The organism is uncultured Aquimarina sp. (assembly GCF_947496855.1).
GTDB lineage: Bacteria > Bacteroidota > Bacteroidia > Flavobacteriales > Flavobacteriaceae > Aquimarina.
In genome coordinates this window covers 29,500-53,515 of sequence record NZ_CANMED010000010.1, presented here as the reverse complement: position 1 = coordinate 53,515, position 24,016 = coordinate 29,500, and the positions used below count along the sequence as shown (strand labels likewise).

Sequence of the window (24,016 nt, the reverse complement as noted above, 5' to 3'; positions counted from 1 at the left end):
TCCAAAAAACAATTCATACTAAAATTTCTATAGCTTTTGAACGAACTTATTATTGAACTGACAGAAATCAATCCACGGGAGTTTTTCGGACTTCAGAATAGTAATATTCAATTATTAAAAAAATACTTTCCGAAGTTAAAAATTGTAGCCAGAGGTAGCAAAATGAAAGTGTACGGCGATGAAGATATGCTGGAAGAATTTGATACACGTCTTAACATGCTTCTGGAACATTTCGGAAAATATAATAAACTGGATGAAAATGTAATCGAAAGAATACTTACTAGTGATAGCAAGGCTGATTATGAAACTTCTGCAGTTAGCGGAGAAACCTTGGTTCATGGAGTAGGAGGCAAGTTAATAAAAGCGCAGACTGCTAATCAACGTAAGTTAGTAGAATTAACTTATAAGAACGATATGGTTTTTGCTATTGGACCTGCAGGAACTGGTAAAACATATACAGGTGTTGCTTTAGCTGTAAAGGCGCTGAAAGAAAAACAAGTAAAAAGAATCATACTTACGCGTCCAGCTGTAGAAGCGGGAGAGAATCTTGGATTTCTTCCAGGGGATTTACAAGAAAAATTGGATCCGTATATGCAGCCATTATATGATGCATTACGTGATATGATTTCTCCAGAGAAACTAGAGAGTTTTATAGAAAAAGGAGTTATACAGATAGCTCCAATGGCATTTATGAGAGGTCGTACTTTGGACAATGCTTTTGTTATTCTTGACGAGGCTCAAAACACAACCCATGCACAAATGAAGATGTTTCTGACACGTATGGGTAAGAATGCCAAATTTATGATTACCGGTGATCCGGGACAGATTGATCTGCCGCGTAGAGTAACTTCTGGTTTAAAAGAAGCTTTGTTAGTATTAAAGGGAGTTTCAGGAATCGGAGTAGTGCACTTAGATGATAAGGATGTGATCCGTCATAAATTAGTGAAAAAAGTGATTGCTGCTTATAAAGAAATAGAAAATAGAAACGATTAGTTTTAATTAAGAAAATAGATTTAAGTTCAAGTTTGATACAATTTCATCTTTGCTACTTAGATTTTTAGATACTTTGCAACTTAAAAGAAAATGAGTACTATAGTTGACACGAATTATAATTTTCCAGATCAGAAATCAGTCTATAAAGGGAAAGTAAGAGAAGTATATAATATTAATGACGAATTACTAGTCATGATCGCTACAGACCGCCTGTCTGCGTTTGATGTGGTAATGCCAAAAGGAATTCCTTTTAAAGGGCAAATACTAAATCAGATTGCTACTCAGATGATGAAAGCGACCGAAGATTTGGTTCCTAATTGGTTGATCGCTACTCCAGATGCTAATGTAGCGGTTGGTCATCTTTGTGATCCTTTTAAGGTGGAGATGGTAATTCGAGGATATCAATCTGGACACGCGGCAAGAGAATATAAAGCAGGTAAAAGAATGTTGTGTGGTGTGCCAATGCCAGCAGGAATGAAGGAGAACGATAAATTCCCTCAGCCTATTATCACTCCTTCTACAAAGGCTGATAATGGAGAACATGATGAGGACATCTCTAGAGAAGAAATTTTGGCTAAAGGGATTGTTTCTGAAAAAGATTATTTGGTATTAGAAGATTATACGAGAAAGTTGTTCCAGAGAGGAACAGAGATTGCCGCGGAACAAGGATTGATTTTGGTGGATACCAAATACGAATTCGGAAAAACTAAAGATGGAAAAATTGTCTTAATTGATGAGATTCATACGCCAGATTCTTCTCGTTATTTTTATGCAGAAGGATATAAAGATAGGCAACAAAAAGGCGAAGCTCAAAAACAACTGTCTAAAGAATTTGTAAGACAATGGTTGATAAGTAATGGTTTCCAGGGAAAAGAAGGGCAACAAATTCCAGATATGACTGATGAATATATCAATTCTGTATCCGATCGGTATATCGAATTATTCGAAAATATTACTGGTACTTCTTTTGAGAAAGCTGATGTTTCTGATATTGATAATAGAATAGAAGAGAATGTGTTAGCGTATCTGAAGACTGTTTAACTTTATATAGCGAAGTCAAAAACTATCGCAGAGCGGGAGCATATGTCATTCCGCACTTGATCTGGAATCCAATATAAATAGTATACTAAGGTTTAATTCTTAGTCCTCAATTCTAGTTTGCGCATTGGCATTTTATCAATTTTGTCAAAAATTTGAGAAGGTGATAGAACCTTATTTGACTTTAGTTTAATATTACCATCTAATCCTATGAGGATGATTTTAAAGTCTTCATTGAATGGATTATACCTCTTATAAACTGCACTTTTTTTTGTAGATGTGTTTTTTTGAATTCCTTGTTGAAAGGAAGTACGTATTATTTGATATATGATAAGTTTTCTTTCTTTTAAATCCTGCTTGTTGTTGTTTAATTCCTGAAGTTGATTGATAAGGTTAGGGTTTTGATATGAATCTCCGATAACTAATAACAAACGATCTTTCCATAGATGTTTATCAAGATCTTGAGAGAAAGATGTCATTGGTAATAGTAAAATAATAAACAGTAAACTTTTCATAATAAAAAGGTACAAAAAAAGCAACCAGCTTAAAAACATTTGAATGCTTTTTGATGGTAGTATAGCATTCGTTTTAAGTATTAGTTGTAAGCTGTATTTTTTTTAATTCTATAATACGTGTTTAGTTTTGTTTGCGCTTCTAGATTAACTTTTATTAATTATATTGTCAGTTGTTATTGAACAACTTCGATATTATGATTCATACCCTACCAAAAGGATTAGTAACCGTTATAAGAAAGGTTTTTTATTTACTTCCAACAAGATTTAGGTTTTTAGCTAGAAGAATATATTATTTCCCGATAGATCTTATTGACGGAGTTTTAGGAAGGAGGCATAAATATCAACCACGGAAAGGGAAAATATTTATTGGTTCTGGGGATTTTATTAAATTAGGGAAAGGTCATCTCAGTAAATTAATTCTTCTAACTGGTTTAAAACCAAATCATAATGTTTTAGATATAGGATCTGGAATTGGTAGAACAGCTCTTCCTTTAACAGAATTTTTAGACAAAGAAGCAGCGTATGAAGGCTTTGATGTTACTAAAGAGGGAATAGAATGGTGCAATAATAAAATACACAGAGATTTTCCTAATTTTAGTTTTACTTATGTGAATTTAGGTAATGACTTGTATAATAACTCAATGAATACTGCAGCTAATTATAAGTTCCCATATACATCCAATCGATTTGATGTAAGTTTTCTTTTTTCAGTGTTTACCCATATGCAACCTGATGAAGTGTTTAATTATCTAAAAGAAATTGAAAGAACATTAGTAATAGGCGGACGTTGTCTAGCAACCTTTTTTACATATGACGATCAGACCGAACAAAAAATATTGAATAATGAATTAGATCTAAACTTTCCCTTCGAAATGGGAAATTATAGACTAATGAGTAAAAATGTAATATCAGCCAATGTTGCTTTTAAAAATGAGTTTTTATTAAGAATGATTGATGAAAGTAACCTGAAAGTAGAAAATGTAATAGATGGTTTTTGGAAAACCATAAGTACTGACGATAATGAATATCAGGATATTTATATACTAAGAAAATAAAAAAGATATCTAAAAATATTAACATAAAGCGTGTTAGATATAGCTTTTTATATTGTCAGTCTGAGTTAGTCAAAGGCTAGAAAAATTTTCGTTTTTATTTGCACTTTGACAAACTCAATGTGATATTGAAATATTTTTAATTCTAAATTTTAAAAGATATAACGAATACTATATGATCGTAGATTGTCCCACGTGTATATTTTCGAAATTCATGTTGGAATCTTCTGGATTAAGGATATAATCATAAATAAAATCGCCTACTTTTTCTGTAGTTAGGGGATTGATGTTATTAAGATCTGGAGTAGTAAGATTTAATTCTAATGCTTTTTCCACAGCATTTTTGATCGAATTAGCTTCATCAATAAGATTGAAATGTTCCAACAACATTGCAGCAGATAGAATAGCAGCAATCGGATTAGCAATTCCCTTCCCTGTTGCTTGTGGATAAGACCCATGAATAGGTTCGAACATACAGCAGGTGTTACCAACAGAAGCAGAAGCTAATAAACCTATCGATCCGCCAATGACACTGGCTTCATCAGAAATAATATCTCCAAACATATTTTCTGTAAGGATTACATCAAATTGACTCGGATTAAGAATCATTTGCATTGCGGCATTATCAACAAATAAGAAATCTAGAGTTACATCTTCATACGCTGTAGCAATTTCAGTAACTACTTTCCTCCATAAACGTGAAGATTCTAAAACGTTCGCTTTATCCACTAATGTTAGCTTTTTTCTGCGGTTTTGCGCCGCTTTAAAAGCAAGATGTGATATGCGTTCAATTTCTTCTTTAGAGTATTCGCATAAATCTGAGGCTACAGTTCCTTCTTCGTTTAGATGTTTTCTCCCAAAATAGATACCGCCAGTAAGTTCTCGATATATTGAGATATCCGTTCCTGTAATGATCTCTCTTTTTAGAGGGGATTTATCCAGTAAAGTTTCATAAGCTTTTACAGGTCTGATATTGGCATATAACCCTAACTCTTTACGCAAACGAAGTAATCCTTGTTCTGGACGTACTTTTGCACTAGGATCATTATCATATTTGGGATCACCGATAGCGCCAAAAAGAACAGCATCGGTATTTGCACAAAGCTGTAGAGTGTCATCTGGTAATGGATTACCCGTCTTATCAATAGCTATAGCACCTACTAATGCTTCTTTGAAAATAAAAGTATGATCAAATGCGTGAGCAATCGCATCTAATGCTTTTATGGCTTGAGTAGTTACTTCTGGTCCTATTCCGTCTCCTGATAATACAGCGATTTCTAGTTTCATAAATAGTTTATTATATCACACTGAGCTTGTCTAAGTGTTTTCTTAGCTCTGTATTTTGTTTTTCTTATTTTTATACTCTTGCACTTTCAAATGCTTCAATTTCTTTTTTACTACTTAGAAGAAAATCAATATCATCATATCCATTTATCATACACATCTTTTTGTAATTATTTATTTCAAAATTAGTTTCAGATCCTGTTGATTTAATTGTGATTTTTTGCGCTTCTAGATCTACTTCTATTTGCGTGGTTGAATCTTTTTTGATTTCTGTAAATAATTCCTGAAGATATTCTGGCGATACTTGCACAGGTAGTAATCCATTATTTAATGAGTTTCCTTTAAATATATCTGCAAAAAAACTAGAAACCACTACTTTGAATCCATAATCGTGAATCGCCCATGCTGCATGTTCTCTACTCGAACCACAGCCAAAATTATCTCCAGCTACTAAAATTCTACCAGAATAATTAGGATTGTTTAAAGAGAAATCTTCATTTACGTTTCCTTCTTTATTGAAACGCCAATCTCTAAATAAATTTTCTCCAAAACCTTCACGGTCTGTAGCTTTTAGAAAACGAGCTGGAATAATCTGATCTGTATCTACATTTTCGATAGGTAAGGGTATGGCAGCAGAAGAGAGTTTGATAAACTTATCCATAATTTTTTAATTCAAGTTTTTAGTGATGTCTACAATTTTTCCTTCAATCGCAGTAGCTGCAGCTACAAGTGGACTGGCAAGAATAGTTCTAGAGCCTTGTCCTTGTCTACCTTCAAAATTTCTGTTGGAAGTAGAAACGCAATATTCTCCTTCTGGAATTTTATCATCATTCATGGCTAGACAAGCAGAGCATCCCGGTTGTCTCAGTTTAAACCCTGCTTTTTCAAAAATTTTATTTAGCCCTTCATCAATTATTTGCGAGGCTACTTGTTGCGAACCAGGTACTAACCAAGCTGTAACCCTGTCTGCTTTTCTTTTTCCTTTGATATAATTAGCCGCAACTCTAAAATCTTCAATTCTACTGTTTGTACAACTTCCGATAAAGACATAATTGATCTTTTGATCGATTAAGGATTGTCCTTTTTCGAAATTCATGTATGCTAATGATTTTTCAAAAGAAGCATTATTTTCTGTTGGTATGTTTTCTGTGATTTTAATTCCCATTCCTGGATTGGTTCCATAGGTAATCATAGGAGCTATATCTGTTGCATCAAAATGATATTCTTTATCAAAAATAGCATCTTCATCTGTAGGTAAGGTTTTCCAATAGGCTACTTTTTTAGCATATGCTTCTCCTTTTGGAGCAAACTCTCGTTCTTTTACGTATTCAAAAGTAGTTTCATCAGGAGCGATCATACCTCCACGAGCTCCCATTTCGATACTCATATTACAGACTGTCATCCGACCTTCCATAGACATTTCTTCGAATACATTACCTGCATATTCACAAAAATAGCCTGTACCTGCATTAGTCCCAAGTTTAGCAATGACATACAGAATAACATCTTTGGGTAAAACACCTGGTTTTAATTTACCATTTACGTTTACACGTAAACTTTTGGGTTTTTGAAGTAATAAACATTGACTTGCAAAGACTTGTGCAACTTGACTTGTTCCAATACCAAAAGCAATAGAACCAAATGCACCATGAGTAGAGGTATGGCTATCACCACAAACCATAGTCATTCCTGGTTGTGTAATACCTAATTCAGGAGCCATTACGTGTACGATACCATTGTATTTGTGACCTAATCCATATAAAGTGATGTCATTTTTACTACAATTCTCTGTTAGTTGAGCTAATTGATTTCTGGACAAAAGATCTTTTACGGGTAGATGCTGATCAATAGTTGGTGTGTTATGATCGGCTGTCGCTACTATTTGGTTAGGTCTAAAAACAGGAATTCCACGTTGTTCAAGTTCATTAAATGCTTGTGGACTTGTTACTTCGTGGATTAAATGTTGATCTATATAAAGTACCTGAGGACCATTTTGTACCTCTTTGACGACATGTGCGTCCCAAACTTTATCAAATAATGTCTTCTTCATATGTTTTCTAAATTCCTACTTATTCTATAACAAAAGAGATAATATGGTAAGCAGTTTAAGCAACTACTGCCATTTGGACCTCTACAGTTTTCATAATCTGGTGAATATCTTCATTAACTACTTCTTTCTTTCTGTCAGCGTAGTTTAGGAATTCTTTATATACTTCATCTAGCTGAAGTTTGGTTAATTCATAACCAATTTTTTTGGATCTATAAGCGAGAGCGGCTCTACCACTTCTTGCTGTTAGTACAATGGCGGATTCAGTTACTCCAACTTCAGCTGGATCTATGATTTCGTATGTTTCTCTATTTTTGATAACTCCATCTTGGTGTATTCCCGAGCTATGTGCAAAAGCATTGGCCCCTACAATGGCTTTGTTAGGTTGTACCATCATACCCATACTTTCGGAAACCATTAAACTTGTATCATACAAGAGCTTAGAATTGATATCTGTATTTAGTTTCAAATACGGATGTTGTTTCATAATCATAACCACCTCTTCTAGAGCAGTATTTCCGGCACGTTCTCCTATTCCATTAATGGTACATTCTATTTGTCTGGCTCCGTTTATGGCTCCAACAATAGAATTAGCAGTTGCTAATCCTAAATCATTATGACAATGACAGGAGATAATAACATTATCAATACCTTTTACGTTTTCCTTTAGGTATTTGATCTTATCACCATATTCTTCTGGTAAACAGTAACCAGTAGTGTCAGGTATATTTAGAACAGTTGCTCCCGCTTTGATCATAGCTTCGCAGACTCGCGCTAAGAACTCATTATCTGTGCGTCCAGCATCTTCAGCATAAAACTCTACATCTTCCACAAAAGATTTCGCATATTTTACAGCAGCAATTCCACGTTCGATTACTTTATCTTGAGTGGAATTAAATTTATATTTTATATGAGATTCTGATGTTCCTATTCCTGTATGGATTCTTGGTTTTCTTGCATATTTAAGTGCTTCTGCAGCAACTTTAATATCATTTTCAACAGCTCTGGTTAATCCACAAACTGTTGCATTTTTTACGATTTTTGCAATTTCATTAACTGAAGTAAAATCTCCTGGACTAGATACCGGAAATCCCGCTTCTATTACATCAACTCCTAGAAGGTCTAGTCGCTCAGCAATCACTAATTTTTGTTTTGTATTTAATTTACAACCAGGGACCTGTTCTCCATCTCTTAAGGTGGTGTCAAAAATTTGGACTTTATTATCGCTCATAGGAATTATGTGAATTATTAATTTTTGATAATCTCTTTAAATGATATCTTTTTAAAATATTATTCTAAGATGTTTTAGTATTCTCTTACGAATTTATATTTTGGTTATTCAAAAAGAAGGGATTTGGCTACGTGTTTTACAATGTTGAAATGTTTTGATTGTAGTTTAACTTTCTTTTAATCAATTAATTACAATATATTTTCTTACAATGACTAATGATCAAAAAGATCCTTTGTTTGTCTTAGTGAAATCACTTTCTAAGTCTGAAAAGCGACAATTCAAGGTGTACGTTGGGAGATTAGGTGTAAATACTGATTCCAAATTCTTAGCACTTTTTAACCATTTGGATAAAAGTGAATCTCTAGATGAAGAGCTTATTGTATCTAAAGGAATTGTCAAAAAACAACAACTTTCTAATCTTAAAGCACATTTATACAAACAAATATTGATTAGTCTTAGATTAAGCCCATTACACCAAAACGTAAGATCACAGATAAGAGAGCAACTAGATTTCGCTACTATTTTATATCATAAAGGGTTGTATAAGCAGAGCTTGAAAATCTTGGATAAAGCGAAAACCGTCGCTAAAGAGAATGAAGAGAATAATATCGCTTATGAAATTGTAGAATTAGAAAAAGTAATCGAAACTCAATATATAACGCGGAGTATTAACAGTCGAGCAGATGAATTGACTATTGAAGCTAAAATGTTAAGCATGAAAAATGTGTTAACAAGCCGGTTGTCTAATCTCTCTCTTCAGTTATATGGATTGATGATCAAAAGTGGGTATGTACGGAATGACAAAGAACATAAAATAATTACCAATTATTTCGAAAGTAAATTACCAAAGTATGATTGGAACATCCTTGGCTTTAGAGAAAAATTATGGTTATACAAAGCGCACTTATGGTATAGTTTTATGGTACAAGATTTTTTATCCTGCTATAAATATTCTAAAAAGTGGGTGGATCTGTTTTATTCAACCCCTAAAATGATCATTCTTAATCCAGTATTCTTTCTAAGAGGAAATCATTATTTACTAGAGTCTTTGTATTTGATTCAGGGTAAAACTCAGTTGAAATTAACACTGAGTAAGTTCGAAAAGACAATTACATCTGATAACTTTCCTATTGATGATAATATAGAGGTTCTTTCGTTTCAGTTTATCTATAATAATAGATTAAATGTTCATTTTTTAGAAGGAACCTTTGATGAAGGAGAATATTTAGTAACTGAAATTTTAAAGGGAATTACCGAGTATAAGAATCGTTTGGATGATCATCACATCATGGTGTTGTATTATAAGATTGGTTGTTTGTATTTTGGTATGGCTAATCATCGAAAATGTATAGAATATCTAAAGAAAATCATTAATAATAAATCGCTAAAAATGCGAGAAGATTTGATGTGTTTTGCTAGAGTCCTAAGTTTGGTTGCACATTATGAAGCTGGAATGGATTATCATTTAGAAACTCAGTTAAAGGAGACATATAGATTTTTGATAAAGATGGATGACTTACACGAGGTCCAGAAAGAAATGATTAAGTTTCTTAAAAGCTTAGGAGATATTTTTCCTCATCAGATTAAGGATGAATTTAGGAAGCTTCATAAAACTTTGAAACAGTATGAGGATCATCCATATGAAAAGAGAGCTTTTTTATATTTAGATATTCTATCTTGGTTAGAAAGTAATATAGAAGGTAGACCAGTGGCAGATATTATTAAAGAAAAATCAAAAAAACTAATTCGATAATTATTCTGTTATATGCCCCAAAACACCCAACATCTGCGTAATATTCTGGAACTAAATCTGGCCATGCTTTTCATTAGTACTTCTGGAGCACTAGGCAGATATATTGATATGCCTGTTCCTGTAACTATTGCTTTTAGAGCTATTTTGGCAGGAATCATATTGTTCTTGTTTTGTAAATGGAAAAAAATCTCTTTTGGCATCGCGTCCAAAGATCGGTTTACTATAATTCTTGGTGGTATTCTTATGGGGTTACACTGGATTACCTATTTCTATGCATTAAAGATGTCTAGTGTCGCTGTAGGGATGTTATCTTTGTTTACTTATCCTGTAATTACTTCTTTTTTAGAGCCCATACTTCTGAAAACAAAATTTCAGAAAATGCATTTGGTTTTAGGAGCTTTAGTTTTATTAGGAATTTATTTTTTGGTACCTGATTTTAGTCTAGAAAACTCTTATGCTAAAGCAGTTGGTTTAGGTGTAATATCTGCATTATGCTATGCACTTCGGAATTTGATTATGAAGACTAAAGTAAGTAATTATCACGGCTCTATGTTAATGTGGTATCAACTTGTTATCATTAGCTTGATGCTTTTACCGACACTTTTTTTAATGGATAGTTCAGGAATTGTAACTCAATGGCCTTGGACCTTAGTATTGGCTATTTTAACCACAGCTATTGGTCATACAATGTTTTTATTTAGTTTGAAACGATTTTCTGCAACTACAGCAAGTATTATAAGCAGTATACAACCGGTTTATGGAATTATTATCGGAATTATCTTTCTTAAGGAAATACCAGTTTTGACTACGATTATCGGTGGAACATTAATCTTAACTTCTGTAGTAATAGAAAGTGTAAGATCTTACAGATAATTAGGTAATTCGTGCAGACTTAGCAAGTGCTCATAAATACTCTGATTTTTTAATATTTTGTACTACGACGTTGTTTTAGAAATGTGTTTTGGAGCAATCCATTTTTTGTATATAAAATATTCTAATAAGGGAACAATAAGAATGAGGATTAATAGGATTAATAGTGATTTTACTATTCCGTTATATTGAGAGGTAAGGCCTATAGAAAACCATTGACTTAATTTGTCTAAAACTACTTTTTCTATATCCTGATATCCTACTTCTAATAATAGATTCATAGCCGCATCAAACTCTTCATAAGGGAGTACTTCAGAAAAATCGACATGTCCTTTACCTGCAGAGGTTAAAAGTGCGTACATCGTTAATTTGTAAAGATCATCACTATAGTTGTTAATAATAAATTTTGCTAGTTTATTTTTGGTTTTATTTAGGAAAGAACTGCCTGTATCATAATTTTTAAAGTTTTTTTCGAAAAAGAGAGCATAATCTTGAGAATCTGATTTAGCTTGTATTGCTAACATTTGAGCTGATATAACAAATTTGTTTTTGGCATCTTCAGATTCAAAAATTTGCTGAACTGAGCCATTATACACTCCTTGAACAATCATTGTCTTTTCATTGTCTAGTATTTTATAGATACCTCTTATAAAACCCCATTGGCCAAAAATATAAAGAATTCCAACAAGCAGTATAGGGATGTATAATTTTACTACCCAATTATAATATTTAGGCACCCTTTTAAAAATACCCTTACGCCAGAGTAAAATGCAATATATAACAGCTATGATAAAACCTAAAAATAGAAATATGACTATATTAATAATAAGCGTACCAGAGTTAGGAAGTACGATATCTTTAAGGATACTCCATATAAAACTCCAATCAATATTTTTAAATAATTCTGACGAATATGTTATATAATCCATTTATCCTTAATTAACAATGAAATAATAAAAAATAAGTTCTCCTTTGTATTAGTATAATAATAGAGTAAAATGTTACTTAAGAAAGTGAAATTGGAAATTTGTGGTAATTAAATTAGAAAAACAAGTTTTCCGTAAAATTTAAATACATTCATCCCAGATTGGATCAGATGGAGGAGGAGCGATGATAGTTAAGGATTCTTTTTTTACAGGATGCATAAAGGTAAGCTTTCTTGCGTGCAAATGGATACTACCGTCTTTATTGCTCCGGTCGGCTCCATACTTTAAATCTCCTTTAATTATAGATCCAATACTTGACAGTTGAGACCTTATTTGATGATGTCTACCCGTGTGGAGGTCAATTTCTAAAACGCAATAGTTATTTAATTTTTTGATAATTTGATAATCTAAAATAGCTTTTTTGCTATCCGTTACCTCATTGTTATGCGCGTAAGATTTGTTTTGTTTCGGGTTGCGTTTTAGCCAATGAATAAGCGTGTCACTTTCTTTTGGAGGTGTATTTTTTGTAACTGCCCAATAGGTTTTTTTCGCCTCTTTATTTACAAATAATTTATTAAGCCGAGGAAGAGCTTTGCTTGTTCTAGCAAAAATAATAATTCCGCTTGTAGGACGATCTAACCGATGTACAACACCTAAATAAACAGCTCCTGGTTTATTGTATTTTTCTGCAATATATTCCTTAACTATTTCACTAAGTGGTTTGTCTCCAGTTTTATCACCTTGCACAATATCTCCAGCCCTTTTATTAACAATAATCAGATGATTGTCTTCATAAAGAACTTGAAGATTTGATTTGTTTGAAATTATTTTTTTCGACAATGTGTTTAAGTAATAAAAACTATTTTCAACTAACAACTAACAACTAACAACTAACAACTAACATTAATACTGTTCATCATCATTAGGGAAGTCTACAGACTTCACATCAGAGACATATTGCTGAAATGCATTGGTCATTTCTGTGTATAAATCTAAGTAACGTCTTAAAAAACGAGGATTAAATTCGTGTGTCATACCAAGCATATCGTGTGTTACTAATACCTGCCCATCAACACCGTTTCCAGCTCCAATTCCAATAATAGGGATCGTTAAACTTTCTGCTACTTCTTTAGCTAATTTGGCAGGAACTTTTTCAAGTACGATTGCAAAACATCCAACTTTCTGTAACATCAGGGCATCTTCTTTTAGCTGTTTAGCTTCTTCCTCCTCTTTAGCACGTACGGTATAGGTTCCAAATTTATAGATGGATTGTGGTGTTAATCCTAAATGACCCATTACAGGAATTCCTGCGTTAAGAATTCTTTTGATAGACTCTTTTACCTCTTTTCCTCCTTCAAGCTTTACAGCATGTCCGCCTGATTCTTTCATAATTCTAATAGCAGAACGTAATGCTTCTTTAGGATCACTTTGGTAACTACCAAAAGGTAAATCTACAACAATCAATGCTCTCTCAATAGCTCTAATTACAGAGGATGCGTGATATATCATTTGATCCAAGGTGATAGGTAAGGTGGTTTCATGACCTGCCATAACATTAGATGCAGAATCACCAACGAGAATAACATCGACTCCGGCGCCATCCACAATTTTTGCCATCGTATAATCATAGGCAGTAAGCATGGATATTTTTTCTTTATTAGCTTTCATCTCTATCAGAGATTTTACCGTAACGCGCTTGTAATCTTTTTTTGCTGTAGACATTTTGTGTGTTAATTTAGTACCGTAAAAGTAATCAATTAGTAAGATCGTAACAAGAGGATATTATTTTTGATTTAAATTTATTTAAGAGAAGTAATACTTATATTTTTGATAAAACAATTAAAACCTTAATTTTAGGTAAATTAAAGTTCGAATGTTATGCGTAGATTCCTGATACTATTCTTTTTATTTATTTCTTGCAACACCGTTTTTTCTCAAAAAGAAATAGATGCGAACCAAAAAAATGCCAAACAAACGATATTAGATTTCTTTGAAGGTTTTCATAAAGGAGATACTGTTCAAATTAAAAGTACTATAGATCCTAATATGGCGATGCAAACAATTTCTAAAGGAAAAGACGGCAAAATCAAAACTGTACAAACTGATATTAGAAAATTTTTGGAAATAATACATAATAGATCTAAAGATCAGAAATGGTTTGAGAAGTTATTGAGTTTTAAGATCGATGCTGATGCAAATATTGCTCAGATTTGGACTCCATATGAGTTTTATGTAAATGATCAATTTAGTCACTGTGGGGTTAATATTTTTCAACTATTTAATAATGGAACTACTTGGAAAATTATTGCAATAGCGGATACCAGAAAAAGAGAAGGTTGTAAGTAATTTAAGGCTTGTTACTAATTATAAAAAAAACGACTCCATTGTTAATAGCATGAAGCAGGATGGGCCATATTATATGCTCATTCTCTATTTTAAGTTTTCCAAACATATGCCCCGCAATGATTCTTGGAACAATAAGAAGGAATAAAACGCTATCTATCTTAAAAGAATCTACATAATTAAAAATATGAAGAAAACCGAAGGTTATTGAGGTAACCTGAAGTGTTATTGATTGATGGTTCTCTAGAAAATTCTTAAACTTTTGAAGTTGTTTTTTAGAGATTAATTGTTCATATATAAAGAATATGACAAAAATAGAAACTATAAATATCAAGTAGCGAGCATACCATTCTAATTCTAGTGTAATAAATAATCCAATGATAAAAAGTGTCCAAGAACTTAAGAAAAATAAAAGTTCTTTTATTTTTGGTTTTAGTAAGGTTCTAAACATGAGTTCTTCTATGATAGGAGCAAATACTACCATAGCTATAAAAGCTTTAAGCTTGTTATCTTTCAAAATCTCGAAAAGACTATCCTGGGAATATTTTTGTAAATCCAAATATGGAAATATGCTTTGCAATAATGCTACACATATAAAAAAGAGAATATATAATCCGAATAATCGAAAGTAAAAAACAAATAGATTTTTGATTTTATTTAATAAAATATCTCTAAACATTAATGTGTTTTAACAATCGCTTAAACTAACCTTAACTGCTAACCCACCTTCACTAGTTTCTTTATATTTAGTATTCATGTCTTTTGCTGTTTCCCACATAGTTTCGATTACTTTATCTAAAGGTACTTTAGCATTAGCAGCATCAGAATCTAGAGCCATTTCGCACGCATTAATAGCTTTTATGGCTCCCATAGCATTACGTTCTATGCAAGGAATCTGTACTAAACCGCCAATAGGATCACAAGTTAAACCTAAATGATGTTCCATAGCAATTTCACTAGCCATCACTACTTGTTCAGGTGTACCCCCCATTAATTCTGCTAATGCTCCAGCTGCCATTGCAGAAGAAACTCCAATTTCTGCTTGACAACCGCCCATAGCAGCAGATATAGTGGCACCTTTTTTAAATAGACTGCCAATTTCTCCAGCTACTAGCATAAATTGTTTTATGTCATCAAAATTTGCATCGTGATTTTCGATTACCATATAATACATCATTACAGCTGGTATGACACCGGCACTTCCGTTTGTTGGTGCCGTAACAACTCTACCTAGAGAAGCGTTTACCTCATTAACAGCTAGTGCAAAACAAGATACCCATTTTAGTATCTGACGAAATTTCACCTCCGTATTTCTTATGGATTCTATCCACTGAGTTGGATTAGAATATTCTTTAATTCCAATTAGTTTTTTATGAGTGTCATAAGCGCGTCGTCGTACATTTAATCCTCCAGGAAGCGTGCCTCCTGTATGACAGCCAAGATACATGGACTCTAACATAGTACTCCAGATATCTTCTATTCTTGTGTTTATTTCTTTGTCACTTTGAAGAGAACGTTCATTTTCTAAAACAATTTCTGATATTTTCTTATTCTTTTTTTTACAGTATGTTAGAAGGTCTGTTGCTTTTTGAATAGGCATAGGGAACATATGAAATTCCTCTAGTTTTTTCTCTTTTCTCTTACGCTCTTCTTGCACAACAAAACCACCTCCTATAGAATAGAATGTTGATGCTGTTTTTTGTTTGTCTTTCAAAATAGCAGTAAACGTTATCGCATTTGGATGGAATTTTTTAAACTCCTTGTTAAATATGATCTGTGTTTTAGGATCAAAATTAATATCTAATTCACCATTAAGGGATAAAACTTCACTAAACTGAATATATTCGATAATACTGGAAATAGAAGAAACATCAATAGTCTGTGGATCATATCCACATAAACCTAATATAGAAGCTATGTCAGTAGCATGCCCTTTCCCAGTTAAGGATAAGGATCCGAATAGATCTACTGTAATGGTTTCAACAGAATTAAATTGATTGTTTTCTTTTAACTCGGCAATCCATCTTCTTCCTGCTCTCCAAGGGCCGAAAGTGTGTGAACTAGAAGGGCCTACGCCTATCTTTAACATATCAAAAATACTGATACATTCCATAATTCTTAATTGAGTGTAAAATTGGAAGGGTAAATATAGGGCATTGATAAAAAATAATACTTTTTTTTAATAAATACTTAAGGACAGGGTGATGTTTTCTTTTATGTCGTGTTTTAGTAATACTCTATTTATTAACATGAGTTAATGACATCCTGTCAGACAAGTTGTCGTGGCATAATCATTGAATTATCTGCAATAAATTATTAGGAACAACACTAAAACATTTATACAATAATATGAGTAAGATAATAGGAATAGATTTAGGGACAACAAACTCTTGTGTTTCTGTGATGGAAGGTAATGAGCCCGTTGTTATACCTAATGCAGAGGGGAAGAGAACTACTCCATCTGTAATAGCATTTGTAGAAGGAGGAGAGATTAAAGTTGGTGATCCTGCAAAACGTCAGGCGGTTACAAATCCAACTAAAACAATCTCTTCTATTAAAAGATTTATGGGGAATAAATTCTCAGAATCTGCAAAAGAAGCGCAAAGAGCTGCTTACAAAGTAGTAAAAGGAGACAATGACACGCCACGAGTTGATATCGATGGACGTTTATATACACCACAAGAATTATCTGCAATGACACTTCAGAAAATGAAGAAAACTGCAGAAGATTATCTTGGACAAGATGTAACTAGAGCTGTAATTACGGTACCTGCATATTTTAATGATGCACAACGTCAAGCTACAAAGGAAGCAGGAGAAATTGCAGGTTTAAAGGTAGAAAGAATTATCAATGAGCCTACAGCTGCAGCATTAGCTTATGGTCTTGATAAAAAAGGTACGGATCAGAAGATTGTAGTATTTGATTTTGGTGGAGGTACTCATGATGTATCTATACTTGAATTAGGTGACGGTGTATTCGAAGTATTGTCAACTGATGGAGACACGCATTTAGGAGGAGATGATGTAGATCAAAAAATTATTGATTGGTTAGCAGAAGAGTTTAAAAGTGAAGAAAATATGGATCTGCGTCAAGATCCAATGGCTTTACAACGTCTTAAGGAAGCTGCAGAAAAAGCGAAGATAGAATTATCTTCTACTTCTCAAACTGAGATCAATTTACCATATGTAACGGCTACTGCAAGTGGTCCTAAACACTTAGTAAGATCATTAACGAAAGCTAAATTTGATCAATTAATTGATGATTTAGTAAAACGTACTGTTGAACCTTGTCGTACTGCTCTTAAAGCAGCAGGATTATCTACAAGTGACATCGATGAAATTATATTAGTTGGAGGATCAACTCGTATTCCTGCAGTTCAGGAAGCAGTAGAGAAGTTCTTTGGTAAAGCACCAAGTAAAGGAGTAAACCCTGATGAGGTAGTAGCTGTTGGAGCTGCAATCCAAGGAGGAGTACTTACAGGAGATGTAAAAGATGTATTGTTATTAGATGTAACACCACTTTCTCTAGGTATTGAGACAATGGGTAACGTTATGACTAAACTGATTGAAGCAAATACTACGATTCCTACTAAGAAATCACAAGTGTTTTCTACCGCAGCAGATAATCAACCTTCTGTAGAGATTCATGTACTACAAGGAGAACGTCCTATGGCAGCTGGTAATAAGACTATTGGTCGTTTTCACTTAGATGGAATTCCACCAGCACAAAGAGGAACACCACAGATCGAAGTAACTTTTGATATAGATGCTAATGGTATTATCAAAGTTTCTGCTACAGATAAAGCTACTAATAAGTCTCAGGATATTCGTATCGAAGCATCTTCTGGATTAACAGAAGAAGAAATCGCGAAAATGAAGCAAGAAGCTGAAGCAAATGCTGAAGCGGATAAAGCGGCAAAAGAAACTGCAGATAAGTTAAATGAAGCTGATGGAATGATTTTCCAAACAGAAAAACAACTTAAAGAATTTGGAGATAAAATTTCTGATGATAATAAGAAACCGGTAGAAGAAGCTTTAGAAGAATTAAAGAAAGCTTATGAAACTAAAGATCTTGCTATCATACAGCCAGCACTTGATAAAATCAATGAGGCTTGGAAAGCAGCTAGTGAAGAAATGTATAAGGCACAGGCAGAAGCACAAGGTGGTGCAGCTGGACCAGAAGCTGGAGCGCAACCTGAAGGAGGAGATTCTGAAGCTAGTGATGTAGAAGATGTAGATTTTGAAGAAGTGAAATAAGAATTGTTGTTTTATATAAAAATGCACAGTGAAAGCTGTGCATTTTTTTTGTTATTATATGTAACGTAAATAAAAATAGTTTACTTTTAGCTTGGCTTAAAATACCCCTAGTTATTGTGCCTTATTTCACACATCGTTATTCTTAATATGGGTAACCACTATCGGATCTAAATACGTTTGGTCTAAGTAATGGGATATACTAATGAATTTGTTACAAGTTTTTCGAAAAAAAGTCTTTTGGTTGTTTGATATCTTAAAGGGAAACGATATTAGGAAACACTATGAAGATATTAAAGAGTTGATTGAAACACCAAGTTCTCAGTCTACTAAGGATAGAAAGGATAACTATCTTCAACAGATCCTACAACATGCCGTAAGTACTACCTGGTTTTATCAAAAATATATTAGTTATAATTCTATTTTAGATTTTCCAGTAATTAATAAAAATACGATCCGAGATAATTTTGAAGAATTTAAGTCTTCAAAATATGAAATAAACAAATGTACTTTAGTATCCACCAGTGGTTCTACTGGCGCACCCTTTTCTGTTTTGCAAAACATGAGTAAGCGATGTAGGAACACGGGAGATAATTTATATTTCTCTAATAGATCCGGTTATGAAATAGGTCAAAAATTGATATACATAAAAATTTGGCCTGACAGCTTTAAAAATACGATACTTTCGAAGTTTTGGTGGCAGAATATAGTTCCTCACAGCGTCTTCAAACTGAATGATGATGATATTGATAATCTTATAAAAAGGCTAAAAAAAGATTCTAATAAGAAGAGTTTTCTAGGATATACATCAGCATTCGAAAAGATTTGTAAGTACTTAGATAAAAGTAATTCAGAATCAATTAATTGTAATATAACTTCTATAATCACAATGTCAGAAGGACTTAATGATTATGTAAGAAGTACTATGAAAAAGTATTTTGGTGTCATTCCGGTCTCACGATATTCTAATAATGAGAATGGAATTATAGCGCAGGAAGATATAGGAGGATCTTCTAAATTTATTATTAATGCTGCGAGTTACTATATAGAGATTTTTGATATACATAAAGATGTTCCTGTTCATCCCGGAAAAACAGGAAGAATTATAGTAACCGATTTGCATAATTATGCTATACCAATGATTCGATATGATACAGGGGATATCGGTATAATGGAAGTAGATGTAAACGGTGTACATTATCTATCATCCATAAAAGGAAGAAAGTTAGATCTTATATACAATACGAAAGGAAAGATTATACCTTCTCATGTTTCCTATAAATTATGTAAATATGGAGATTATAAACAATTCCAATTAATCCAGTATGGTGAAAAAGATTATCTGATTAAACTGAATACTGATAAGAAGGTGGATGAAAATAAAATATTGAAAGAGTATAAAGAGTATTTTGGACAAGATGCTAATATAGAAATACAATATGTAGATGAAATCCCTTTACTATCTTCAGGAAAAAGAAGGGAAGTTACTAATACGTATCATTCTCAATTGTAATTTATTTTTTTTCTTCATAAAATATTGATTAATATAAAAAAAATCGTGAATTAACAATATAGCAAAAAGCCAATACTATTAGTATTGACTTTTTATTTTAGTATCAGCTGATAGAGTTAAGATAAAACCTAATCTATAATATTACTATCACATTATTATCTAATAAATTTTAAAAATTTGGAATCAGATCTGGCAATATATAATCCTTTTGGTAGTGAAGATAAGTCCACATTTGTAGTATTTTTAACATCTTCAAGTTCAAAAACTTTTTTCCCAATTATATTATAAATGCTTAGAGATTTTATTTCGTTAGTGTCATTAATTACTAAAGATGTCGAGGTATTATTAAAGTATAATTTATCTCTGTCAAAAGCTGTAAAATCGTTGATGCTAAGTGTTGATGAAACAGTAATTTCAGGGTATTCTCCGGCAACACTCCAATCTGCATCAGAACTAGCATCTGAATTTTCGGCAGAAGATAGTTTGCCAAAAATGTAATATTTTGTTCCAGAAAGTGAGGAGCTTGCAGGAAAATCCGAAGGTATATCAAGTGTTACTGTAGTTGCTACATCTGTTCCAGCAGTAACCGTTGGGGTAACAAGAACCCCTGTACCGTTTGCTGTAGTACCTCCAAAAATCCCAGGTACATCAGCTTCAAAAATTTGAAATTGAGTTGCAACATCCATAGACGCAGAATATGTATAGTTTAAAGTTATAGATTCACCCGCTTCGACTGAAACAGGATTTGCAGAGTCATAAGTTATAGAATAAGGCGGAGAGGTTACTATTATAATTGGATATTCTGTTCCTCCAATACGCCAATCTGCATCTTCAGTTGCATCAGAGTTTGCAGCAGACCCTAGTTTTCCAAAAATTCGATATTCGGTTCCAGAAAGAGATGAACTTAATGGAAAATTAGCAGGTATATTAAGAGTGATTGTTCCCATTATATCAGTTCCCGCATCTAGAGTAGGGAACTCTGCTGCTGCTGTTCCTGTAGCGGTAGTACCACCAAAAATACCTGCATCATCTGTTTCAAAAATCTGAAACTGAGCACCCACTTGCATTGATGCAGTATATGTATAGTTTAATGTAATGGATTGACCCGCAACAACGGTAACAGGATCAGTAGAATCATAACTTATGGAATATTGAGCAGTTATGCTGTAAATACTGCATAAGCATAGCAGAAATGAAAATAATGTTTTTATCATAATTACATAATTTTAAACATTGCTTTTTTTTAAATGTATTTACATTTTAACAATGTTAATTAGTTTTTACTAATGTATTCTTAAGGATAAATCTATAATGAAAGAATTGTTGCAATTAATGATATTTTTGTTGCATCAATAAGATGTCTGATGCTTTATCTGTTATTTTAATGAAGAATATTCGGTTTTATGTATGTATAGTTGTTAAAATAACAACCTATCAGTTAAAAAATTAATAAAGTTATATTCTTTAACTTTTGAAAACCATTGATTTGAGTGTTTTGACGCGAAGAAGCATATACTTCATAGCTGCGTAGGTGCACAGCTCTGGAATAAGTTTTTAAACCCAAAACGTTTGTTACCATAAGTTTATTGAAGATCTGATACAAATTCTTATTAAAATTTCACTCAAACAGACGAGCTTGGGATTTATCGAAACCCAGATTGATATAATTTCACGGAAAACAGGGGAGATTTGGAGTAAAGAGATCGTTAATTTAGTGTTCAGATTTGTTTTCAACCAAAGAATTGTAAGTACAAAGCGCTTTAGAGTTATTTAAGTGAATTAAAAATATGGAAGATTATAAAAATATTATATCGGATGAATTAATATAAACGAACAGAAAGAAAATGAAAGCTAAAAATGAGTTTATTAATTATTTAGAAAAATCTATAAATTACCTATCTGGAATAGAAAATGGCTGGGTAAAGGAACATCCTGCAATCCTAGAAAGATTAAAAAATTGGAAATGGGAAGAAGATCTTTCAGAAATCAAAGAGCGATTACAGACAACATATGGTGAAATCAAAGAAAAAGCAATTGATATGATTTCATTTCTTTGGGACGACCAGAACGCCAGCAATATTTTTATACATATTAAAGGAGAAGGAGTAGAAGAAGAGAAAGAAGTAATACCAGGTTTAGAAGATTGTATTGAACCGTGGGAATGGCCAGAATATCACGTAGAAATTGATGTTGTCAATATTATATTTAGTGATATAGAAGACTGGGGTAGTTTAATTGATGGGGAATTAGAGCTTTTTCATACAATATTTCATGCATTAGTTGAAGTAGCGGTATTAGAGTTGATTGATAGCGAGTCTTTTAAAAGATTAGATCTGCAAAAAGATTATTCAATTATAAGCTTTCTTTGGCATGATGATAATCACGCTACAATTTATGATACAATTGAAGGAATAGATTACGAATTAGAGTTTGACTATGAGTAGACCCTTATACTATTTATTATATTTGATTTGGTTTTTAAAACCCAACTGCCATATCATCTCCCCGTTTATCAGCGCCTCCTTCTAAACTGCCATCCGGTAACACAAGAATGCCATCTACTTTACCAATGATTCGAGATGCTTCTTCATTAATTTTATATCCTTTGGATTTTAAACTATCGAGTATGTTTTTATTAAAAGAATTTGGTTCGAAAACAACGACATCCGGTAACCATTGATGATGAAAACGTGGAGCGTTTACCGCGTCTTGCATTGTCATTCCATATTCTTTTACATTCAAAATAGTTTGCAATACAGAGGTGATAATTGTAGATCCACCTGGTGTTCCTACGGACATCCATAGTTTGCCATCTTTTTCTACAAGAGTTGGGGTCATAGAACTAAGCATTCTTTTTTCTGGAGAAATCGAATTAGCTTCAGCACCGAGTAATCCAAACATGTTTGGCGTACCAGGTTTTGCACTAAAATCATCCATTTCATTATTTAAAAAGAATCCTAACTCAGGAACATATAGTTTAGAACCATAGGCACCATTTAAAGTGGTTGTTACAGAAATTGCGTTTCCGAATTGATCTATGATAGAGTAGTGGGTAGTTTCACTACTTTCATATCCAGGGATACTTCCATAGCTTAAATCCGAAGATAAGGTAGCTTTTTCTAGATCAAAATCTTTCATTCTTCCGGATAGGTAAGATTCACTTATTAAGGTGTCTACTGGAATTTTAACAAAATCAGGATCTCCTAGATAAAAACTCCTGTCAGCGTATGCTCTTCGTTCAGCTTCAGTTATTATCTGAATTGATTTTAATGAATTATGTCCATAAATACCGAGTTCATAGGGTTCTATCATTTTCATGATTTGTGCCAAGCATACTCCACCACTAGAAGGCGGGGACATAGATATTACATTAAGATTTTTGTAGGTAAATTTAACTGGTTCACGCCATTTAGCTTCATATTTACTAAGGTCTTCCATCGTTATGATACCTCCTTGAGATTGGATGTAGTTCACCATTTTCTTAGCAGTTTCTCCTTGATAAAATTCGTCTCTCCCATTTTCGATAATCCGCTCTAGGGTTTCGGCAAGCATAGGATTTTTGACCGTATCATTAGCTTTGATCTCTTTAGCGTATAGGATAGTGTCTTTGTTTGTTTCTATGAATAATTCTCTAAAATGATTAAGTCGTTTCCCTTGGTTTTCTGTAATAACGTATCCTTTTTTTGCGAGTTCAACAACTGGGGTTAATAATTCTTTTATAGAGAGTGTACCAAATTTTTTATGCACTTCGAATATTCCTGCTACGGTTCCCGGAACTCCAACGGCTAAAGAACCTAGTTGACTTTTTTCTGGAATTGGATCTCCATTCTCATCAAGATACATGTCTTTAAAGGCAGCGAGAGGAGCCTTTTCACGGTAATCAATCGCACCAGTTTCTCCATTTGCTTTTCTATATACCATAAAGCCACCACCACCAAGATTACCAGCATAAGGATATGAAACTGCCAACGCCATTTCTGTGGCTACCATAGCATCGAAGACATTACCTCCCTTCTGAAGAATATTTTTACCAATTTTAGAAGCTTCTTCTCTTGCAGATACTACCATCGCATTTTTTTCAATTACCCCTAAAACAGGTTTTGATTCAGAAATAATTTCTGGTTCTGGATTGGTCTTACATGAGATAACTAAGATAAAAAGTAAAAGATAAAGCGATCGCATAGGTGTTGTATGTTT

At 33.0% G+C, this 24,016-nt stretch carries 21 protein-coding genes; 9 read left to right on the top strand and 12 right to left on the bottom strand.

Annotation, left to right across the window (positions count from 1 at the left end; genetic code table 11):
- Positions 1 to 36 precede the first annotated feature (36 nt).
- Positions 37 to 993 carry a PhoH family protein gene (locus Q0921_RS24230; protein ID WP_299261658.1) on the top strand — a complete coding sequence of 319 codons (957 nt, stop codon included), beginning with the start codon at positions 37 to 39 and terminating at the stop codon, positions 991 to 993.
- A gap of 90 nt (positions 994 to 1,083) precedes the next feature.
- A complete protein-coding gene (locus tag Q0921_RS24225) occupies positions 1,084 to 2,034 on the top strand; it encodes a phosphoribosylaminoimidazolesuccinocarboxamide synthase (RefSeq protein ID WP_299261657.1) in 951 nt (316 codons plus the stop codon).
- Positions 2,035 to 2,126: 92 nt separating this feature from the next.
- Here the strand turns inward: Q0921_RS24225 and Q0921_RS24220 are convergent, their stop codons facing one another.
- On the bottom strand, positions 2,127 to 2,546 hold the full coding sequence (locus tag Q0921_RS24220; RefSeq protein ID WP_299261655.1) for a DUF4174 domain-containing protein: 420 nt from the start codon (positions 2,544 to 2,546) through the stop codon (positions 2,127 to 2,129).
- A 194-nt stretch (positions 2,547 to 2,740) separates the two neighbouring features.
- Here Q0921_RS24220 and Q0921_RS24215 point away from each other — a divergent pair, with 194 nt between their 5' ends.
- On the top strand, positions 2,741 to 3,601 hold the full coding sequence (locus Q0921_RS24215; RefSeq protein ID WP_299261653.1) for a class I SAM-dependent methyltransferase: 861 nt from the start codon (positions 2,741 to 2,743) through the stop codon (positions 3,599 to 3,601).
- A gap of 168 nt (positions 3,602 to 3,769) precedes the next feature.
- Here the strand turns inward: Q0921_RS24215 and leuB are convergent, their stop codons facing one another.
- From leuB to Q0921_RS24195, 4 genes are all read right to left on the bottom strand, one after another.
- Positions 3,770 to 4,885 carry a 3-isopropylmalate dehydrogenase gene (gene leuB, locus Q0921_RS24210; RefSeq protein ID WP_299261651.1) on the bottom strand — a complete coding sequence of 372 codons (1,116 nt, stop codon included), beginning with the start codon at positions 4,883 to 4,885 and terminating at the stop codon, positions 3,770 to 3,772.
- A 70-nt stretch (positions 4,886 to 4,955) separates the two neighbouring features.
- Positions 4,956 to 5,543: a 3-isopropylmalate dehydratase small subunit gene (gene leuD, locus Q0921_RS24205; protein WP_299261649.1), complete on the bottom strand. Its 588-nt coding sequence runs from the start codon at positions 5,541 to 5,543 to the stop codon at positions 4,956 to 4,958.
- A gap of 6 nt (positions 5,544 to 5,549) precedes the next feature.
- Positions 5,550 to 6,932 carry a 3-isopropylmalate dehydratase large subunit gene (gene leuC, locus Q0921_RS24200; RefSeq protein ID WP_299261647.1) on the bottom strand — a complete coding sequence of 461 codons (1,383 nt, stop codon included), beginning with the start codon at positions 6,930 to 6,932 and terminating at the stop codon, positions 5,550 to 5,552.
- Between the two features lie 55 nt (positions 6,933 to 6,987).
- On the bottom strand, positions 6,988 to 8,160 hold the full coding sequence (locus Q0921_RS24195; protein ID WP_299261645.1) for a 2-isopropylmalate synthase: 1,173 nt from the start codon (positions 8,158 to 8,160) through the stop codon (positions 6,988 to 6,990).
- Between the two features lie 208 nt (positions 8,161 to 8,368).
- Here Q0921_RS24195 and Q0921_RS24190 point away from each other — a divergent pair, with 208 nt between their 5' ends.
- Both Q0921_RS24190 and Q0921_RS24185 read left to right on the top strand, forming a co-directional pair.
- Positions 8,369 to 9,913: a hypothetical protein gene (locus tag Q0921_RS24190; RefSeq protein ID WP_299261643.1), complete on the top strand. Its 1,545-nt coding sequence runs from the start codon at positions 8,369 to 8,371 to the stop codon at positions 9,911 to 9,913.
- Between the two features lie 12 nt (positions 9,914 to 9,925).
- Positions 9,926 to 10,786: an EamA family transporter gene (locus tag Q0921_RS24185; RefSeq protein ID WP_299261641.1), complete on the top strand. Its 861-nt coding sequence runs from the start codon at positions 9,926 to 9,928 to the stop codon at positions 10,784 to 10,786.
- A 62-nt stretch (positions 10,787 to 10,848) separates the two neighbouring features.
- Here the strand turns inward: Q0921_RS24185 and Q0921_RS24180 are convergent, their stop codons facing one another.
- From Q0921_RS24180 to panB, 3 genes are all read right to left on the bottom strand, one after another.
- Positions 10,849 to 11,712, bottom strand: a complete 864-nt coding sequence (locus tag Q0921_RS24180; RefSeq protein WP_299261639.1) for a hypothetical protein — start codon at positions 11,710 to 11,712, stop codon at positions 10,849 to 10,851.
- Between the two features lie 138 nt (positions 11,713 to 11,850).
- Positions 11,851 to 12,549 carry an RluA family pseudouridine synthase gene (locus Q0921_RS24175; protein ID WP_299261637.1) on the bottom strand — a complete coding sequence of 233 codons (699 nt, stop codon included), beginning with the start codon at positions 12,547 to 12,549 and terminating at the stop codon, positions 11,851 to 11,853.
- A 63-nt stretch (positions 12,550 to 12,612) separates the two neighbouring features.
- Positions 12,613 to 13,431: a 3-methyl-2-oxobutanoate hydroxymethyltransferase gene (gene panB / locus Q0921_RS24170; protein WP_299261635.1), complete on the bottom strand. Its 819-nt coding sequence runs from the start codon at positions 13,429 to 13,431 to the stop codon at positions 12,613 to 12,615.
- A 156-nt stretch (positions 13,432 to 13,587) separates the two neighbouring features.
- Between panB and Q0921_RS24165 the strand changes: the two genes are divergently transcribed.
- Positions 13,588 to 14,055, top strand: a complete 468-nt coding sequence (locus Q0921_RS24165) for a nuclear transport factor 2 family protein (RefSeq protein ID WP_299261633.1) — start codon at positions 13,588 to 13,590, stop codon at positions 14,053 to 14,055.
- A gap of 1 nt (position 14,056) precedes the next feature.
- Here the strand turns inward: Q0921_RS24165 and Q0921_RS24160 are convergent, their stop codons facing one another.
- Complete coding sequence (locus Q0921_RS24160; protein WP_299261631.1) at positions 14,057 to 14,611, bottom strand: CPBP family glutamic-type intramembrane protease; 555 nt, start codon at positions 14,609 to 14,611, stop codon at positions 14,057 to 14,059.
- 129 nt (positions 14,612 to 14,740) lie between these two features.
- Positions 14,741 to 16,165: an L-serine ammonia-lyase gene (locus Q0921_RS24155; RefSeq protein WP_299261629.1), complete on the bottom strand. Its 1,425-nt coding sequence runs from the start codon at positions 16,163 to 16,165 to the stop codon at positions 14,741 to 14,743.
- Positions 16,166 to 16,401: 236 nt separating this feature from the next.
- Between Q0921_RS24155 and dnaK the strand changes: the two genes are divergently transcribed.
- Both dnaK and Q0921_RS24145 read left to right on the top strand, forming a co-directional pair.
- Positions 16,402 to 18,309: a molecular chaperone DnaK gene (gene dnaK, locus Q0921_RS24150; protein WP_299261627.1), complete on the top strand. Its 1,908-nt coding sequence runs from the start codon at positions 16,402 to 16,404 to the stop codon at positions 18,307 to 18,309.
- 241 nt (positions 18,310 to 18,550) lie between these two features.
- Positions 18,551 to 19,819 carry a CoF synthetase gene (locus Q0921_RS24145; protein ID WP_299261625.1) on the top strand — a complete coding sequence of 423 codons (1,269 nt, stop codon included), beginning with the start codon at positions 18,551 to 18,553 and terminating at the stop codon, positions 19,817 to 19,819.
- 155 nt (positions 19,820 to 19,974) lie between these two features.
- Here Q0921_RS24145 and Q0921_RS24140 read toward each other — a convergent pair whose 3' ends face one another.
- Positions 19,975 to 21,033, bottom strand: coding sequence for a T9SS type A sorting domain-containing protein (locus tag Q0921_RS24140; RefSeq protein ID WP_299261623.1), 1,059 nt, complete (start codon positions 21,031 to 21,033; stop codon positions 19,975 to 19,977).
- A gap of 630 nt (positions 21,034 to 21,663) precedes the next feature.
- On the opposite strand from Q0921_RS24140, the gene Q0921_RS24135 reads away from it, so the two are divergent.
- Positions 21,664 to 22,263 carry a hypothetical protein gene (locus tag Q0921_RS24135; protein ID WP_299261621.1) on the top strand — a complete coding sequence of 200 codons (600 nt, stop codon included), beginning with the start codon at positions 21,664 to 21,666 and terminating at the stop codon, positions 22,261 to 22,263.
- Between the two features lie 34 nt (positions 22,264 to 22,297).
- Here Q0921_RS24135 and ggt read toward each other — a convergent pair whose 3' ends face one another.
- Entirely contained in the window at positions 22,298 to 24,001 is a 1,704-nt protein-coding gene (gene ggt, locus Q0921_RS24130) for a gamma-glutamyltransferase (RefSeq protein WP_299261619.1), read from the bottom strand.
- Positions 24,002 to 24,016 lie beyond the last annotated feature (15 nt).

What these genes read in the sequence shown, in the direction of transcription:
- Q0921_RS24225 (WP_299261657.1), top strand. Translation starts at nt 1,084, where the DNA reads ATGAGTACTATAGTTGACACGAATTATAATTTTCCAGATCAGAAATCA.
- Q0921_RS24220 (WP_299261655.1), bottom strand. Translation starts at nt 2,546, where the DNA reads ATGAAAAGTTTACTGTTTATTATTTTACTATTACCAATGACATCTTTC.
- Q0921_RS24215 (WP_299261653.1), top strand. Translation starts at nt 2,741, where the DNA reads ATGATTCATACCCTACCAAAAGGATTAGTAACCGTTATAAGAAAGGTT.
- leuB (WP_299261651.1), bottom strand. Translation starts at nt 4,885, where the DNA reads ATGAAACTAGAAATCGCTGTATTATCAGGAGACGGAATAGGACCAGAA.
- leuD (WP_299261649.1), bottom strand. Translation starts at nt 5,543, where the DNA reads ATGGATAAGTTTATCAAACTCTCTTCTGCTGCCATACCCTTACCTATC.
- leuC (WP_299261647.1), bottom strand. Translation starts at nt 6,932, where the DNA reads ATGAAGAAGACATTATTTGATAAAGTTTGGGACGCACATGTCGTCAAA.
- Q0921_RS24195 (WP_299261645.1), bottom strand. Translation starts at nt 8,160, where the DNA reads ATGAGCGATAATAAAGTCCAAATTTTTGACACCACCTTAAGAGATGGA.
- Q0921_RS24190 (WP_299261643.1), top strand. Translation starts at nt 8,369, where the DNA reads ATGACTAATGATCAAAAAGATCCTTTGTTTGTCTTAGTGAAATCACTT.
- Q0921_RS24185 (WP_299261641.1), top strand. Translation starts at nt 9,926, where the DNA reads ATGCCCCAAAACACCCAACATCTGCGTAATATTCTGGAACTAAATCTG.
- Q0921_RS24180 (WP_299261639.1), bottom strand. Translation starts at nt 11,712, where the DNA reads ATGGATTATATAACATATTCGTCAGAATTATTTAAAAATATTGATTGG.
- panB (WP_299261635.1), bottom strand. Translation starts at nt 13,431, where the DNA reads ATGTCTACAGCAAAAAAAGATTACAAGCGCGTTACGGTAAAATCTCTG.
- Q0921_RS24165 (WP_299261633.1), top strand. Translation starts at nt 13,588, where the DNA reads ATGCGTAGATTCCTGATACTATTCTTTTTATTTATTTCTTGCAACACC.
- Q0921_RS24155 (WP_299261629.1), bottom strand. Translation starts at nt 16,165, where the DNA reads ATGGAATGTATCAGTATTTTTGATATGTTAAAGATAGGCGTAGGCCCT.
- dnaK (WP_299261627.1), top strand. Translation starts at nt 16,402, where the DNA reads ATGAGTAAGATAATAGGAATAGATTTAGGGACAACAAACTCTTGTGTT.
- Q0921_RS24140 (WP_299261623.1), bottom strand. Translation starts at nt 21,033, where the DNA reads ATGATAAAAACATTATTTTCATTTCTGCTATGCTTATGCAGTATTTAC.
- Q0921_RS24135 (WP_299261621.1), top strand. Translation starts at nt 21,664, where the DNA reads ATGAAAGCTAAAAATGAGTTTATTAATTATTTAGAAAAATCTATAAAT.
- ggt (WP_299261619.1), bottom strand. Translation starts at nt 24,001, where the DNA reads ATGCGATCGCTTTATCTTTTACTTTTTATCTTAGTTATCTCATGTAAG.